Below are 16,724 nucleotides of genomic sequence, written 5' to 3'. Positions count from 1 at the left end.
TCCCTAGAGAGCCACCCCTGGCTCGCCGACCACGCCGTCATGGGCTCCGTCCTGCTGCCCGGCACCGCCTTCGTCGAACTGGCCGTCCGGGCGGGCGAGCGCGCCGGGTGCGGCCTGGTCGAGGAACTCACCCTCGAAGCCCCGCTGATCCTGCCCGAGCAGGGCGGCGTCGCCCTGCAGATCGCCGTGGGCGCGGAGGACGCCACGGGCCGCCGCACGGTGGCCTTCCACTCCCGTGCCGACGACGCCCCCGACGACGAGCCGTGGCTGCGGCACGCCACCGGCACCCTGACGGCTGACGACACCCGCCCGCCCGCCTTCGACCTGAGCGCGTGGCCGCCCGCGGGCGCCGAACCGGTCCGGGTCGAGGGCCTGTACGAGGGCCTCGCCGGGGCGGGCTTCGGCTACGGCCCCGCCTTCCAGGGGCTGCGGGCCGCCTGGCGGCGCGCCGGTGAGGTCTTCGCCGAGGTAGCGCTGCCGGAAGACGTCGAGCCGGGTGCCGGCTTCTTCGGCGTGCACCCCGCGCTGCTGGACGCCGTGCTGCACGCCATCGGCCTCGGCGACCTGGTCGAGAGCACTGGCCAGGGCCAACTGCCCTTCTCCTGGAACGGCGTGGCCGTCCACTCGGTCGGCGCGGACGCCGTGCGCGTCCGGCTGTCCGCCGCCGGGAACGGCACGGTCGCCCTGGAGCTCGCCGACGTGACGGGCGCCCCGGTGGCCTCGGTGGCGCGCCTGGCGCTCCGCTCGTTCGCTCCGGAGCAGCTGTCCGCCGGTGCCGCCGACAGCGGGACCAAGGACGCGCTGTTCCGCGTCGACTGGACGGACGTGCCCACCGGCACGTCCGGCGCGGGCCGGTGGGCGCTGCTGGGAACCGACACCCTCGGCCTCGGGACCGTCGCGGAGACCACCGCGTACGAGGACCTGGCCGCGCTGGCGCGGTCGCTGGAGTCCGGCGAGGCACCGGAGTTCGTCGTCGTTCCGGCGGCTCACGCCGGTGTCGAGGACGTCGCCGACGCGGCACACACCGCCACGGCCGACATGCTGACGCTGCTTCAGGAATGGCTGGGCGACGCGCGGTTCGACGGCATCCCGCTGGTGGTGCTCACCTCGGGCGCCGTCGCGACCGCCCCCGGCGAGCCGGTGACCGACCTGGTGAGCGCCACGGTCCGGGGCCTCGCCCGCTCCGCGCAGTCGGAGAACCCGGGACGCCTCGTGCTCGCGGACCTCGACGGCCACCCCGACTCGCTGCACGCCCTGCCCGCCGCGCTCAACAGCGGCGAGCAGGAGATCGCCGTCCGCGAGGGCGCGGTGCAGGCCCCGCGGCTCGGCCGTACCGCCGTCGGCGCGGACGGCCCCGCCCTGGACCCGGACGGCACGGTGCTGGTCACCGGCGCCAGCGGCTCGCTGGGCGGGCTGGTGGCCAAGCACCTGGTGACCGCGTACGGAGCGCGGCACCTGCTGCTGGCGAGCCGCAGGGGCGGGAACGCCCCCGGCGCCGCCGAACTGGCCGCCGAACTGGGGGAGCTGGGCGCCGCCGTGACATGGGCGGCGTGCGACGCGGCCGACCGCGACGCGCTGGCCTCCGTGCTCTCCGCGATCCCGGCCGGTCACCCGCTGACCGCCGTCGTGCACACCGCCGGTGTGCTGGACGACGGCATCCTCGGTTCGCTCACCCCCGAGCGGCTGGCGAAGGTGCTGCGCCCGAAGGTGGACGCTGCCTGGAACCTGCACGAGCTGACCCGGGACCTGGACCTTTCCTCGTTCGTCCTGTTCTCCTCGGCCGCAGGTGTCTTCGGCGGCGCGGGCCAGGCCAACTACGCGGCCGCCAACGCCTTCCTGGATGCCCTCGCCCAGCACCGCAAGGCCGCGGGCCTGCCCGCCTCCTCCCTCGCGTGGGGTCTGTGGGCCGCGTCCGGCGGCATGGCCGGAGAGCTGGACGAGGCCGAGACCGAGCGGCTGCGGCGCGGCGGTGTCGTCGCCATCACCGCCGAGCGGGGTCTGGAGCTGTTCGACGCGGCGGCCCGTACGGACGAGGCGCTGCTGGTGCCGATGCCGCTGGACCTGGCCGCGCTGCGCGCCCAGGCGAGTGCCGGGATGCTGCCGCCGCTCTTCCGCGGCCTGGTCCGGGTGCCCCCGCGCCGCGCGGCACAGGCCGCGGCGGCCGCGCAGTCCGGCGCGCTGGGCAAGCAGCTGGCCGGAGTCTCCGAGGCCGAGGCCGACCGGATCGTCCTCGACCTGGTCCGCACCCATGTGGCGGCCGTCCTCGGCTACACCGGGCGCGAGGCGGTCGACCCGCAGCGCGCCTTCAGCGAGGTCGGTTTCGACTCGCTCACCGCGGTCGAGCTGCGCAACCGGCTCGGCTCGGCCACCGGCGTGCGCCTCCCGGCCACGCTGATCTTCGACTACCCGACGCCCGACGTGCTCGCCCGCTTCCTGCGCGCCGAGGCCCAGGGCGGCCGGGCCGCGGAGACCACCGTCGCCGCCGTCGCGTCGGGCGCCGACGAGCCCATCGCCATCGTCGCGATGAGCTGCCGCTTCCCCGGCGGCGTACGGACCCCCGAGGACCTGTGGACGCTGGTCACCGAGGGACGCGACGCCATCTCCGACATGCCCGTCGACCGCGGCTGGGACATCGACGGACTGTTCGCCGACGACCCCGACCGGCCGGGCACCAGCTACGCCCGCAACGGCGGCTTCCTGCACGACGCCCACCACTTCGACCCGGCGTTCTTCGGCATCTCGCCGCGCGAGGCCCTCGCCATGGACCCGCAGCAGCGTCTGCTGCTGGAGACCACCTGGGAGGCGTTCGAGCGCGCCGGGATCGACCCGGCGACCGCGCGCGGCAGCCGCACCGGCGTCTACACCGGCGTCATGTACAACGACTACGGCACCCTGCTGCACCGCGCGCCCGACGGCCTCGAGGGCTACATGGGCACCGCCAGCTCCGGCAGCGTCGCCTCCGGCCGTGTCTCGTACACCTTCGGGCTCGAGGGCCCGGCGGTCACCGTCGACACGGCGTGCTCGTCGTCGCTGGTGACCCTGCACATGGCGGTACAGGCGCTGCGCTCGGGCGAGTGCGAACTGGCGCTGGCCGGCGGTGTCACCGTCATGGCCACCCCCGGCACGTTCGTGGCCTTCAGCAAGCAGCGCGGTCTGGCCACCGACGGCCGCTGCAAGCCCTTCGCGGCGGCCGCCGACGGCACCGCCTGGGGCGAGGGCGTCGGCATGCTCCTCGTCGAGAAGCTTTCCGACGCCCGCAAGAACGGTCACCCGGTGCTGGCGATCGTCCGGGGCTCGGCCATCAACCAGGACGGCGCGAGCAACGGCCTGACGGCGCCGAACGGCCCGTCGCAGCAGCGCGTCATCCGGCAGGCGCTCGCCAACGCCCGGCTGACGGCGGCCGACGTGGACGTCGTCGAGGCGCACGGTACGGGTACGACGCTCGGTGACCCGATCGAGGCCCAGGCGCTCCTGGCCACGTACGGCCAGGAGCGGTCCGATGACAACCCGCTGCGACTGGGCTCGGTGAAGTCCAACTTCGGCCACACGCAGGCCGCCGCCGGTGTCGCGGGCATCATCAAGATGGTCAAGGCCATGGAGCACGGCGTCATGCCGCGGACGCTCCACGTCGACGAGCCGACCCCGCACGTGGACTGGGCGGCGGGCGCGGTCTCCCTGCTGACCGAGGCCGTCGACTGGCCCGAGACCGGCCGTCCGCGCCGAGCGGCCGTGTCCTCCTTCGGCATCAGCGGCACCAACGCCCACACCATCCTGGAGCAGGCCCCCGCTCCCGAGGCCCCCGTGACCACCGAGGAGCCCGCGGCCGGGACACCCGGCGCGCTGCCGTGGCCCCTCTCGGCGAGGAACGAGGCCGCGCTGCGTGCCCAGGCCGAGCGGCTGCTCGCGCACCTGGAGTCCGGCGCGGACGGCGGCCCGGCCGACCTCGGCCGCTCGCTGGCGCTGACCCGCGCGGCGCACGACGCCCGCGCGCTGCTGGTGGGCACGGACCGCGACGACTTCGTCCACGCCCTGACCGCCCTGGCCACCGGCCAGGACCGGCCGGGCACCGTCCAGGGCACCACCGGCGCCGCGGGCAGGACGGCCTTCGTCTTCCCCGGCCAGGGCTCGCAGTGGGCGGGCATGGCGGTCGGGCTGATGGACGCCTCCCCGGTGTTCGCGGCCCGGATCGCCGAATGCGCCGCCGCGCTGGCCGAGTTCTGCGACTGGTCGCTGGTGGACGTGCTGCGCGGCGCGGAGGGCGCGCCGTCGCTGGAGCGCGTCGACGTCGTCCAGCCGGTGCTGTTCGCGGTGATGGTCTCCCTGGCCGAGCTGTGGCGTTCGCTGGGTGTTCGCCCGGATGCGGTGGTGGGTCACTCGCAGGGTGAGATCGCCGCTGCTTGTGTGGCGGGGATCCTGTCGCTTCAGGACGCGGCCCGTGTGGTGGCCCTGCGCAGCCAGGCCATCGGCCGGGTACTGGCGGGCAAGGGCGGCATGGTGTCCGTCGCACTGCCGGTGGTCCAGGTGCGGGAGCGGATTGCCGCGTGGGGTGAGGAGCGTATCTCGGTGGCGGCCGTCAACGGCCCGTCCTCCGTGGTCGTCTCGGGCGAGCCGCAGGCGCTGGACGAGCTCATCGCCTCCTGCGAGGCGGACGGGGCCCGCGCCCGCCGCGTCCCCGTGGACTACGCGTCCCACTCCGCCCAGGTGGAGGAGCTGCGCGAGGAACTGCTCGACCTGCTCGCTCCGGTGCGGCCGAGGACGGCGGACATCCCCTTCCTCTCCACCGTCACCGGCGAGTGGGTCAAGGGCCCCGAGCTCGACGCCGAGTACTGGTACACCAACCTGCGCCGCACGGTCGAGCTCGAAGGCGCCGTCCACCGCCTCCTGGAGGACGGCTTCGGGACGTTCGTCGAGTCCAGCGCGCACCCCGTGCTGACGACGGGCGTGCAGGAGACCGCCGAGGCGGCGGGCCGCGAGGCCGTGGCCATCGGCTCGCTGCGCCGCGACGAGGGCGGCCTGGAGCGGTTCTGGGTCTCGCTCGGCGAGGCGTGGACGCGCGGTGTGCCGGTGGACTGGGACGCGGTGTACGAGGGCATGGGCGCGCGCCGCGTCGGCCTGCCCACCTACGCCTTCCAGCACGAGCGGTACTGGATCGAGGTCCCGCTCTCCGCCGTGGGCGACGTCGCCTCCGCGGGGCTCGGCGCCACCGCGCACCCGCTGCTGGGTGCGGCCGTCGAACTGCCCGGCTCGGACGGCGTCCTGCTCACCGGGCGGCTCTCCCTCCAGACCCACCCCTGGCTGGCCGACCACGCCGTCGCGGGCACCGTCCTGGTGCCGGGCACGGCCTTCGTCGAACTGGCCGTGCGCGCCGGGGACCAGGTCGGCTGCGACCTGCTGGAGGAACTGACCCTGGAGGCGCCGCTGATCCTGCCCGAGCGCGGCGGGGTGCAGCTGCGGCTGACCGTCGGCGCCGCCGACACCGCGACCGGCCGCCGCACACTGGAGATCCACTCCAGGACGGAGCAGTCGGGCCCGTCGGGCCAGTCGGACCAGCCGTGGAGCCGCAACGCGAGCGGCGTCCTGGCCGCCGACGCGGCCGGGCACCCGGCACAGGGGGACGAGCTGTCGGCCTGGCCCCCGGCAGGCGCCGTCGCCGTCGAGGTGACGGACCTGTACGAGCGGTTCGCGGCCGGCGGGTTCGGCTACGGCCCGGTGTTCCAGGGCCTGACGGCCGCCTGGCGGCGCGGCGAGGAGGTCTTCGCCGAACTGCGGCTGCCCGACAAGCAGCGCTCGGACGCCGCCCTGTTCGGGCTGCACCCGGCACTGCTGGACGCCGCCCTGCACGGTGTGGCGCTCGGCGACTTCCTCGGCACCGGCGACGGCATCCGCCTCCCGTTCTCCTGGAGCGGCGTCACCCTGCACGCCGCGGGCGCCTCGGCGCTGCGGGTGCGCATCGCCCCGGCCGGGCCGGACGCGGTCGCCCTGACCGTGGCCGACGCGGCGGGCGGCCCGGTCGCCACCGTGGACTCCCTGGTCCTGCGCCGCATCGCGCCCGAGCAACTGCACGCGGCCCGCGCCGCCTACCACGAGTCGCTGTTCCGCCTCCGGTGGACCACGCTGCCCGCCCCGGCGACAGCGGCCCCCGCCGCGCCCTGGGCGCTGGTCGGCGACGACACCCTCGGCCTGGGCCCGGCGCTGACGGCCGCGGGCATCGGCTGCGAGACCTACGCGGACCTGGTGGAGCTCTCCGCCGTGGTGGCCTCCGGCAGGCCCGCGCCGGAGCTCGTCCTTCTCCCGTACGCCCCCCGCGCGACGGGGGACGTGGCCGAGGACGCCCGGCAGGCCACGCACGCCGCGCTGGCGGACCTCCGGACGTGGCTCGCGGAGGACGCCCCGGCCGGGGCGCGGCTGGCCTTCGTCACCCGCGGCTCGGTGGCCACCGAGGCGGACGCGGACGTGTCCGGCCTGGCCACCACCCCGGTGTGGGGCCTGGTGCGCTCCGCCCAGACGGAGAACCCGGACCGGTTCCTGCTGCTGGACCTGGACGACGACGAGGCGTCCGTACGGGCGCTCCCCGCGGCGCTGGCCTCGGCCGAGCCGCAACTGGCCGTCCGTACGGGAGGTCTCCTGGCCCCCCGGCTCGCGCGGGTGGAGGCCGGGGCGTCCGAGCCGGCACCGGGGATCGACCCGGAGGGCACGGTCCTGATCACCGGCGCCACCGGGGTGCTCGGCGGCCTGCTGGCCCGCCATCTGGTCACCGACCACGGCGCGCGGCACCTGCTGCTCACCAGCCGCCGCGGCGGCGCGGCGGACGGCGTGCCCGAGCTGGTCGCCGAACTCGCCGAGCTGGGTGCCGAGGTGACCGTCGCGGCCTGCGACGCCGCCGACCGCGAGGCGCTGGCGCGGCTGCTCGCCGAGGTGCCGGAGGACCGTCCGCTGCGGGCGGTCGTCCACACCGCCGGTGTGCTGGACGACGGCCCGGTCCAGACCCTCACCCCCGCCCGCGTCGACACCGTCCTGCGCCCGAAGATCGACGCGGCACGGAACCTGCACGAGCTGACCCGCGATCTCGACCTGACCGCGTTCGTGCTGTTCTCGTCCGCCGCCGGTACCTTCGGCGCGCCGGGCCAGGGCAACTACGCGGCCGCCAACGCCTTCCTGGACGCGCTCGCCCAGCACCGGCGGGCCGCGGGCCTGCCCGCGCTCTCCCTGGCCTGGGGCCTGTGGGAGCAGCGCTCGGCGATGACCGGCGGCATGGCCGACGCGGACGTGCAGCGGATGGCGCGCTCCGGCATGGCCCCGCTGACCTCGCGGGACGGTCTGGAGCTCTTCGACGCGGCCTGGACGGTCCCCGGCGAGCCGCTGCTGATCCCCCTGCACCTGGACACCGCCCCGCTGCGGGCCCAGGCGGACGCGGGCGCACTGCCCGCCGTCTTCCGCGGCCTGGTGCGCGGCACCCGGCGGCGAACGGTCGAGGCCGCCCCGGTGGACCTGACGGGCCCCTCGCTGGCCGAGCGGCTGGCCGGGCTCGCGACCGGGGCCGAGCGGGAGGCCGCGCTCCTGGAACTGGTCCGTGGTCAGGCGGCCGTCGTCCTCGGCTTCGCCGACGCCGACGCCGTCGTGGCCGGGCACGGCTTCCTGGAGATGGGCTTCGACTCGCTCACCGCGGTCGAGCTGCGCAACCGGCTCAACGCGGCGAGCGGCCTGCGGCTGCCCCCGACGCTGCTGTTCGACCACGGCACGCCCGCGCTCGTCGCCCGGCACATGCTGGAGCAGCTGGCGGACGCGGTGGCCGGTTCCGCCGTACGGGACGAACCGGCCGACGGCGCGCGGGAGACGGGTGTCTTCGGCGCGATGCTGCGGGAGGCCGGGGAGACGGGCAGGCAGGAGGAGTTCACCCGCCTGCTGATGGACGTCTCGCGGTTCCGCCCGTCCTTCACCGGCACCGCGGACCTGGCCACGGCACCCGCCCTGGTACGGCTCTCGCGGGCCGGGGACGAACCGGCGGACGCGACACCTCCGGCGCTGGTCTGCTTCTCCTCGATCCTGCCCATCTCGGGCCCGCACCAGTACGCGCGGTTCGCCGCCGGGTTCCGCGGCCACCGGGACGTATGGGCCATGGCCAACCCCGGCTTCGTGGCGGGGGAGCAGCTCCCGGCGACCCCGGAAGCGGTGATCGAGGCACAGGCCGAGGCGGTGCTGCGGACGACGGGCGGGGCGCCGTTCGTGCTGCTGGGCCACTCCTCGGGCGGCATGCTCGCGCACGAGGTGGCGGCACGGCTGGAGGCCACGGGTGTCTTCCCGCAGGCGGTCGTCCTCCTCGACATCTACTCGCACGACGCGGACGCGGCCATCGGCATCCAGCCCGGCCTGACCGCGGAGGTGGGCGAGCGGAGCGAGGGCCACGTGCCGGTCGACGACGCGCGACTGCTGGCCATGGGCGCCTATTTCCGGCTCTTCGGCGAGTGGCGCCCGCGCGAGATCAAGACCCCGACGCTGCTGGTACGGGCCGGGGAGCGGCTGTTCGACTGGACCCGTGACGGGAGCGGTGACTGGCGCTCCTACTGGGACCTGGAGCACACCGCGCTCGACGTGGATGGCAACCACTTCACGATGATGGAGGAGCACGCGGGAACGACGGCACGGACGGTGGCGGACTGGCTGTCGGCCTGACGGTCCGTTACGCACGAGAGAAAGGCCGTGGGCCCCGTACCGGAATCGGTACGGGGCCCACGGCCTTTGCGGTACCGCGCCCCAAAGGGGCGCGGGGAACTGCGCGACCAGCCACGACGCACCCGCAGACGACCTACCGGACTAACAGCAGCGCTCAGCGTCGCCGCGGCGCGCGGTCGCGCGTCCGCTTGCCCGGGCCCACCGTGACCACCTCGAAGTTGGACTTGGTGCACTCGAGGCGGTGGAAGAGGTTGTCGGGGCCGCTGATGCAGACCTTGGTCACCCCGGCCTCCTTCAGCGTGGCGACCACCTTGGGCCAGTGGATCGGCCGGTCGAAGGTGTCGAGCAGCATGGTGCGCAGCTCGTCGGCGGTGCGGATCACGGTGCCGTCCTGGTCGGTGACGACGGGCAGCCGCGGGTCCGCGAGCTCGTACTTGGGGAGGAGGTCCTCCTCGACGCGGCGCCGCAGCTCCTTGAAGGCGGGCGCGTGCACCGCCGGGACCATGGTGTACATCGAGTAGCCGCCGATCCCGCTGACCCGCTGCTTGAGGCCCTCCAGCTCCTTCTCGCGCAGCGAGAGCATGCAGAAGCCCTCGTCGAGGTATCCGGAGTAGTCGTACCACTCGCCGCGCTCGTCGAACTCGGCCAGGAGTTCGTCGAGTTCGTCCTGCGGGGTGCGGAAGAAGGTGTGGGTGACCGCGTCCTGGTACTCCTCGGTGAAGTACGCGATCTCGTAGCGGGCCATCTCGGCGGTGAGCCGGACCAGTTCGGGGAAGGGCAGCGAGCCGACGAACGCGGTGGCCGCCTTCTGGCCGAAGCTGGGGCCCACGACGATGTCCGGGTCGATGCCCAGCTCCGCCACCGCCCGGTCGGCCGAGGCCATCGAGTTGACCAGGAAGGCGATCTGGGTGGCCTCGGAGTAGTCGTCCTCGGAGTCGCGGAGGCGGTCGAAGACGGAATAGCCCAGCGCCTCGTCGGCCTCCGCCAGCCGCTTGCGGGCGTAGGGGTCGAGCACGAGGAACTTGCCCACCTCGGAGAAGCTGGACGGCCCCATGCCGGGGAAGACGAGGGCGGTGGTCGGCTGTTCGGATGCCGTCATACGGAGAATTCCTTGGGATATGTTGTGTCCGTCGCGCTCGCGCACCGGTTTAATGGGAATGACGGAGGCCATGGGACCTGCCCGCCATGTCTAACACGGACCGTCAACTCCCGCCCGGGCACGCCCGGATATCAGGGGTCGAGGCAAACGCCTAGGGGGAGTTAGGGGGATTGTGCGGCCGGATGCCGGGGATAGCGGTCCATAGGGGTTGTGGCCCCGTGTGATGGCTCATAGCCTCGCGATGTGAGCCCTCGAAAAAGGTAGGGCGTCCGTAGGGGACTGGTTCACGGCGCAAGCACATCGAGGCATTTCATGACATCGACCACCGGGGTGGCCGCCGGGCACCGCGCGCACCACCGCCCGTCGTGGCCGCGGCCGCAGGGGGCTTGTACCCCTTGAGCCGGATCGAGTCCGACGAAGTCCACCTCATCCGGATCGTACAGCCGGAGACACCCAGCAGCTTCCGGCTGATCTGCTTTCCGGGATCCGCGAACTCCAGCGCGTACTACCTCTCCCTGTCGGAACTGCTGCTGCCCACCGTCGAGGTGCTCGCGATCCAGTACCCGCCCGATGTCGACGACGAGGAGGAGCGGTTCGCCGATGCCCCGGACCTCGCGGACCGCATCTTCGAGGCGCTGGGGGAGTGGCTCGACCGCCCGGTCGCGCTGTTCGGCCACCGCGCCGGCGCCGACCTCGCCTACCGCGTCGCCGAACGCCTGGAACGGGAGACCGAGACCCTGCTGCTGACCCTGTTCGTCTCCGGCAGGACCGCGCGCGGCGGTCTGACGCTGGGCCCGCCGGCCCTCGACTGCCGCATCGTCGCCCTCGTCGGCGCGCAGGACCCCAGGACCCCGCTGCGCGGCGTACGCGCCTGGCGGCGGTGCACGAGCGGGCGGTTCGACCTGGAGGTGTTCCCCGGGTCGCGCGGCTATCTCGATTCGAGCAGAAGAGAAGTCGTCAACCTGGTCCACGACCAGTTGCTCTCACTGTCCACCCTCGACGCCGAGTGCGAGACCGGCGCCGAGGACAAGGGCGTCTAGGGGACCGGCAAGGGTCCCGCGGCTGCCCGTACTCCGCACAGAAGAAGAGGAAAGAGTACGACCGATGACCGCGAAGATCTTTGCAGTCGACTCGGCACAGACCCTCACGGATTTCGAGCAGGACGCGCTGCGCGTCGCCGAGGTGATCCGTGAGCACGGCGTGGCCGAGGGCGACCGAGTCATCCTCAAGGCCGGCAACTCCGCGAGCTGGGTCAGTGTGCTGTTCGCCCTGATGCACGTGGGTGCCTCCATCGTCCTCGTCGACCAGCAGGAGCAGGCCGACGAGACCCGGCGCATCGCGCTGCGTACCGGCGCCGCGCTGGCGTTCGTCGACGACGACGCCCCCATCGACGACGAGACCCGCGCCGTCGACCTCTACGAGCTGATCGCCCCCGCCACCGGCCGCCCGCTCCCCGCCGGGCAGCGGCTGGACTTCGACGCCTGGGCCGACCGGCCCGACGGCCTGATCATGTGGACCTCCGGCTCCACCGGCCAGCCCAAGGGCGCGGTGAAGTCGGGCCGCAAGTTCCTGAAGAACCTGGAGCGCAACGCGGACCAGGTGGGGCACACCGCGGACGACGTGCTGCTGCCGCTGCTGCCGTTCGCCCACCAGTACGGCCTTTCCATGGTGCTGATCGCCTGGATACGCCAGTGCTCGCTGGTCATCGCCCCCTACAAGCGGCTCGACCGCGCGGTGCTGATGGCCGGGCGCACCGGCGCCACCGTCGTCGACGCCACCCCCGCCAGCTACCGCTCCATCCTCAACCTGACCACCCGCAAGCCCGCGCTCCGCGGCCGGCTGGAGCGGGTGCGGATGTTCTGCTCCGGCGCGGCACCGCTGGACGGCGCGCTCTCCGACCGCTACGTGGACGAGTTCGGCCTGCCGCTGCTGGACAGCTACGGCTCCACCGAGCTCGGCAACATCTCCTTCGCCACCCTGGACAACCCCGTCTCCTGCGGGCGCGCCATGGACGGCATCAAGCTGCGGATCGTGGACGAGGACGGCGTGCCCATGCCCGCGGGCGAGGCCGGCGAGATCGAGGTCGACACCCCGGACGCGCTGGAGGGCCACCTGGCCGACGACGGCGGCATCACCCCGTTCCCGACCGGCTGGCAGGCCACCGGCGACCTCGGCTACCTCGACGCGGACGACAACCTCTACGTCCTGGGCCGGAAGTTCGCCGTGCACCGCATGGGCTACACGCTCTACCCGGAGCTCATCGAGCGCAAGGCGGCCGCCGCGCACATCTCCACCCGCATCGTGCCGCTGCCGGACGAGCGCCGCGGCGCGCAGCTGGTCTTCTTCGTCGAGGACGAGCAGGCGCGGGAGGCACAGCACTGGCGCGACCTGCTGTGCGCGGCGCTCCCCGCCTACGAGCAGCCCAACCGGGTCGTCGTCCTGGACTCGTTCCCGCTCAACCGGAACGGCAAGCCGGACAAGAAGCAGCTGGAGAAGCTGGCCCTGGAGCAGGCGGCGCGGTAAGGACAGCGGCGAGAGGGGGGGAGCCGGTCGTACCGGCTCCCCCCCTCTTCATACGTCTCCCGCTGTCTCAGCCGTACGGCAGCTCCACCGGTGCCAGTTCGTGGAAGACGTCACCGGGCCCCGGGTTCTCCGGGTGCGTCGTACCGCCCAGCTGGCGCAGCACGCCCCACACCGCGTTGAGCGCCGTGGTCACCGCGCCCTCCGCGAAGCCCGCGGTCCAGGAGACGTCGTCGCCGCACAGGAAGAGACCGCGCCGCGCCTCGTCCGCGTCCTCCTGCATGAACTGGGTGAACAGCCGCCGCTGATAGCGGTACTGGCCCGGCAGGTTGGACTTGAACGCGCCCATGAAGCGCGGCTCGGTCTCCCAGGTGACGGTCAGCGGCTCGGCGATGATGTGCGAACGGATGCAGACGTCCGGATAGATCTCGGCCAGCCGGGCCAGCAGCACCTCCAGCCGCTCCCGGGCGGACAGCGTCGCGACCTTCAGCGAGTCGTCGTTCCAGGTGTACGACAGGCACATCACGCCCGGCCGGTCCGGGCCGTGGTCGAAGAGATAGACACCGCGCGGCATCCGGTCGGTGAGCGTCATGCTCATCGCGTCCGCGCCGGTGCCCGGTGCGCGGTCCCGCCAGAACGGCCGGTCGACGAGCACGAACAGCTTGGACGCCCCCATGTAGTGGGTGCGCTCCACCGCGGTCCACTGCCCGGCGGACAACAGCGCGGGATCGCAGTCGACGCGGTTGAGCAGCGTCCACACGTGCGGGCTGAAGACGACCGCGGGGTAGTCACGGGCCGTACCGCTCTCGTCCTCGACGCGTATGCCCTCCGCGGTGCGGCGCAGCCGGGTGACGGCGGGCCGGGCGCGGCCCCCGTCGTGCAGCGAGGCCAGCGACGTCCCGGACGGCCAGTGGGCGAGGCCCTGCGGCCGGTGCGTCCACAGCCCGCGCGGCACCTGCTGGGAGCCGCCCTCTATGGTGACCTGGTCGTCGTCCGCGCCGGTGAACACGACGCGCAGGATCTCCAGCACCGAGTTGGGGAAGTCGGTGTCCCAGCCGCCGGTGCCGAAGCCGACCTGGCCGAAGATCTCCCGGTGGCGGAAGGACTGGAAGGCGCCGGACGTCGCCAGGAAGCCGTAGAAGGACTGGTCGTCGTACTCCCGGACCAGCCTGTTCCACACGTCCTTCAGCGTGGCCACGTCCCGCAGCCGGACCGCGTCGCGCACCGTGGAGAGCTCGGCGCGCTCGCGCAGCGCCTTCTCCCAGGCGTCGGCGACCTCCTGGTAGACGGCCGGCAGGTCGCCCGTGGTGCGCGCCCGGTGCCGGACGCCGTTCAGGTCGATCAGCGTGCTCGGGGTCGACGGCGCCAGCGGATTGGGAAAGGGACGGGTGCGCAGTCCCAGCAGGTCGATGTAGTGGAACAGCGACCGCGCGGAGAGGGGAAAACGCATGGCGCCCATCTCCGCCACATATTCCGGACGCTCGGGGAACGGGAGCGAACGCATTCGCCCGCCCAATTCCTCGGCCTCGTACAGAACCGGGCGCAGACCCAGCCGCATGAGTTCGTACGCGGCGGTCAGCCCCGCCATGCCACCGCCGACCACGGCGACCTCGGTGCCCGCCGCACGCGGCGGCAGCACACCGAGACCGGCCGGATGGCGCAGCCAATTGTCGTAGGAGAACGGGAAGTCCGGCACGAGCATTGTCGTCGGAGCCGCAATGGCTGACGTCATAGGAAAACCTCTCAAGGGCGCGCCGACGGCAATCCCACGCTATTCACGCGGCGGTTGGGGCAACAACCCCTACCCACCCTTGAGACCCTTGAGAGCCTTTGCCGGGGCCCCTTGCGGGGCCCCTTCGCCGGGTCACGCGGTGTGCGCCACGTCCCAGCCGAGACTGGTCGGGAGATCCTGCCGGTGACTGATGTTGATCTTCCGGTAGACGCGGGTGAGATGCTGCTCCACGGTGCTGACCGTGATGAACAGCTTGGCCGCGATCTCGCGGTTGGTGTAGCCGGAGGCGGCCAGCGCCGCCACCCGCCGCTCCGCGTCGGAGAGCGCCGCGAACGCGGCCGCGTCCTCGCTCTCCCCGGGACCGGCGCCGGTCCCGGCCGCCGCGCCCGCCGCGCCCGCCGAGCAGGCCGTCGGCGTACGGCCCGGAGGGCGCTGCAGCGAGCGCGAGAGCTCCTCCGCGCCGCAGCCGTCCGCCAGCCGCCAGGCCCGGCGGGTCATCAGCCAGCTCTTGTCCGCGTCGCCGAGCTGCTTGTGCGCCCGGGCCAGCTGGGCCATCGCCTGTGCCATCGCGTACCAGCTGTCGCTGCGCCGCAGCAGGTCCAGGGACTGCTGCAGGAGCGCGGGCTGTTCGGCGGCCGGCCGGGTCGCGGCGAGCACGCGCAGCGCCGAGCCGCGCGTGCGGGGCAGCGTGGGGTGCGCCAGGTCGAGCTGCTCCTGTGCCAGGCGCGCGGCCTGTTCGTGGTTGCCGAGCGCCAGCCAGGTCTCGGCGGTGCCCAGGCGCCAGGGCAGCACGGAGGGGGAGTCCAGGTCCCAGGCGGTCATCTTCTCGCCGCAGTCGCGCAGGTCGGCGAGGGCGGCCTGGTGGCGGCCGGTGGCCAGCTGGTGCATGCCGCGGGCGTAGAGGTAGTGCAGCCCGAACCGGGTCTGGAACAGGGCCTCCGGCACCGGGCGGGCCAGCAGCTCCCCGGCCGCGTCGTGGTCACCGATCGCGGTGTGCGCGCTGACCAGCACCGCCAGGGGCATGCCGACGACCACGCCCCAGCCGCGCGTCGGCAGCTGCTCCAGGGCGCTCTCCGCGTGGCGCACCGCGTCGGTCAGCCGGCCGCCGCGCAGCGCGATCTCGCCCCGGATGGCGCTGAAGCCCGCCGCCCACGCCCGGGTGGAGCAGTGCGCCGCCTCGTCCAGCACCCGGTCGCACCAGGTGGCGGCCGTGCCGAGTTGATCCGCGTAGATCAGCGCCCGCAGCGCGGCACGCAGCGCGTACGCGGTCCCCTCGCCCAGGCGGGTGTGCTCCAGCACCTGCTCGGCGGACCGCACGGCCTCCCGCACGGCGTCGTCGTCGGCGCTGTCCTTCAGTACGTCCCGCAGGGCGGTGAGCGCGGCGAGGCCGGGGCCCGTGGCGGTGAGGCCGGGCGGCCCGTCGACAGCCCGGTCCGGGCCCTGGCCCCGGCCGGAGTGGCCGTCGTGATCGTCGCGGCTGTCGTGGTCGTCGTGGTCGTCGTGCTGCGAGTCCTGGGCGTGTCGCGGGCGTCGACCGGTGCCCCATACGTCCTGGAATCGCCGTAGTTCGGGGGAGCCCGGGTAGGCGCAGGACAGCGCGAGGCCGATGACGCGCAGTTCCGCGTCGAGCTCCGAGCGCGGGCTCTCCTCCAGTGTGCTGTTGACCCGGCCGATGGCGGCGGCCGCGTCGTCCAGCGAGCCGATCCGCATCAGCCCGAGGGCCACCCGCAGGGTGTGCCACGGCGGCAGCAGTCCTTCGCGGGCGGGCGCCGCCAGCCGCTGGAGCCCCTGGACCTGGGTCTGCGGTTTGACCCGCCACAGGGCCTCGGTGAGCGTCGCCTGGATGACGAGCGACTCCCGCTCGTCGGTGCAGTGGCTCTCGGCCAGTTGCAGGCAGCGCACGGCGAACGGGGCGCGGTCCTCGGCGAGTGCCAGCAGGGCGGCGTCGCGCAGCACCCGCGGCACCCACTCCTCGTCCGGGGCCGCCGACTCGTGGCTGAGCAGCTGCTGCGCCACCTCGGTGGGGCCCGCGTCCTTCTCGTGCAGCATCTCGGCCGCCCGGCGGCGCAGCCGGCCGAGCTCCTCGCGCGGCAGGTTGTCCAGCAGCATCGCCCGCACCTCGTCGCGCCGGAACCGCGTGCCCTGGAGGATGCCCAGTTCCCCGAGCACGGCGACGGACTGCCGTACGGCGTGCTCCTCGGCCCCGACCAGGGCGCCCAGCAGGGGCAGGGAGTCGGCGTCGCCCAGGAGCGCGATGCCACGGGCGGTCCGCAGGTGGTCCGTGTCGGCGCAGCGGAGCGCCAGGGACAGCACTGCCTGACGGAAGAACTCCCCTGCCACAGGGGCGCCGCTCTCGTCTTCCTGCCCGTTGGCGGGCAGGAAGAGGCTGTCGTCCAGCAGGCCGCGCAGCAGAAGGGGGTTGCCGCCGGTGGCGGCGTGGAACGCGGCGGCGTGCCGGTGTGCGTCGTGCGTGCCCAACTCCTCGGTCAGCAGCCGGGCGACGCCCGCGACACTGATCGGGCCCAGCCGCACCTGGCGGGCGTCCGGCTGGTGCAGCAGCTCGTGCAGCGCGGCGGAGGAGGCGGCGAGGACGGGGGCGGGGTCCGTGGAGCCGGTCCGCGGAGAGTGGGTGACGATCGTGGTCAGCGCGGTGCCGCGGCACTGGCGGACGGCGTGCGCCAGGCACCGCAGCGACTGCGGGTC

General features: G+C 73.8%; 6 protein-coding genes. 3 read left to right on the top strand and 3 right to left on the bottom strand.

Annotated features, from left to right (window positions below; translation table 11 throughout):
• Positions 1 to 8,670 (top strand): SDR family NAD(P)-dependent oxidoreductase (locus tag K6I34_RS38660; RefSeq protein ID WP_308294006.1); only part of this gene is annotated, 8,670 nt, incomplete at its 5' end.
• Positions 8,671 to 8,824: 154 nt separating this feature from the next.
• Here K6I34_RS38660 and K6I34_RS14285 read toward each other — a convergent pair.
• Positions 8,825 to 9,769 (bottom strand): ACP S-malonyltransferase, encoded by a 945-nt coding sequence (locus K6I34_RS14285; protein ID WP_229325970.1) that lies wholly within the window; start codon positions 9,767 to 9,769, stop codon positions 8,825 to 8,827.
• 395 nt (positions 9,770 to 10,164) lie between these two features.
• Here K6I34_RS14285 and K6I34_RS14280 point away from each other — a divergent pair, with 395 nt between their 5' ends.
• Together K6I34_RS14280 and K6I34_RS14275 are read left to right on the top strand one after the other, a co-directional pair.
• Positions 10,165 to 10,809 (top strand): thioesterase II family protein, encoded by a 645-nt coding sequence (locus K6I34_RS14280; protein ID WP_229325968.1) that lies wholly within the window; start codon positions 10,165 to 10,167, stop codon positions 10,807 to 10,809.
• A 64-nt stretch (positions 10,810 to 10,873) separates the two neighbouring features.
• Complete coding sequence (locus K6I34_RS14275; protein ID WP_229325966.1) at positions 10,874 to 12,292, top strand: class I adenylate-forming enzyme family protein; 1,419 nt, start codon at positions 10,874 to 10,876, stop codon at positions 12,290 to 12,292.
• Between the two features lie 67 nt (positions 12,293 to 12,359).
• On the opposite strand, the gene K6I34_RS14270 is transcribed toward K6I34_RS14275, so the two are convergent.
• Together K6I34_RS14270 and K6I34_RS14265 are read right to left on the bottom strand one after the other, a co-directional pair.
• Entirely contained in the window at positions 12,360 to 14,021 is a 1,662-nt protein-coding gene (locus K6I34_RS14270) for an NAD(P)/FAD-dependent oxidoreductase (RefSeq protein WP_229325964.1), read from the bottom strand.
• A gap of 132 nt (positions 14,022 to 14,153) precedes the next feature.
• The coding region (locus K6I34_RS14265; RefSeq protein WP_229325962.1) for a LuxR family transcriptional regulator at positions 14,154 to 16,724 on the bottom strand (2,571 nt) is incomplete at its 5' end.

It is taken from the genome of Streptomyces sp. UNOC14_S4 (assembly GCF_020740835.1).
Lineage (GTDB): Bacteria > Actinomycetota > Actinomycetes > Streptomycetales > Streptomycetaceae > Streptomyces.
The sequence above is the reverse complement of the archived record's forward strand: the minus strand, read 5'-3'. Positions and strand labels throughout refer to the sequence as shown.

What these genes read in the sequence shown, in the direction of transcription:
- K6I34_RS14285 (WP_229325970.1), bottom strand. Translation starts at nt 9,769, where the DNA reads ATGACGGCATCCGAACAGCCGACCACCGCCCTCGTCTTCCCCGGCATG.
- K6I34_RS14275 (WP_229325966.1), top strand. Translation starts at nt 10,874, where the DNA reads ATGACCGCGAAGATCTTTGCAGTCGACTCGGCACAGACCCTCACGGAT.
- K6I34_RS14270 (WP_229325964.1), bottom strand. Translation starts at nt 14,021, where the DNA reads ATGACGTCAGCCATTGCGGCTCCGACGACAATGCTCGTGCCGGACTTC.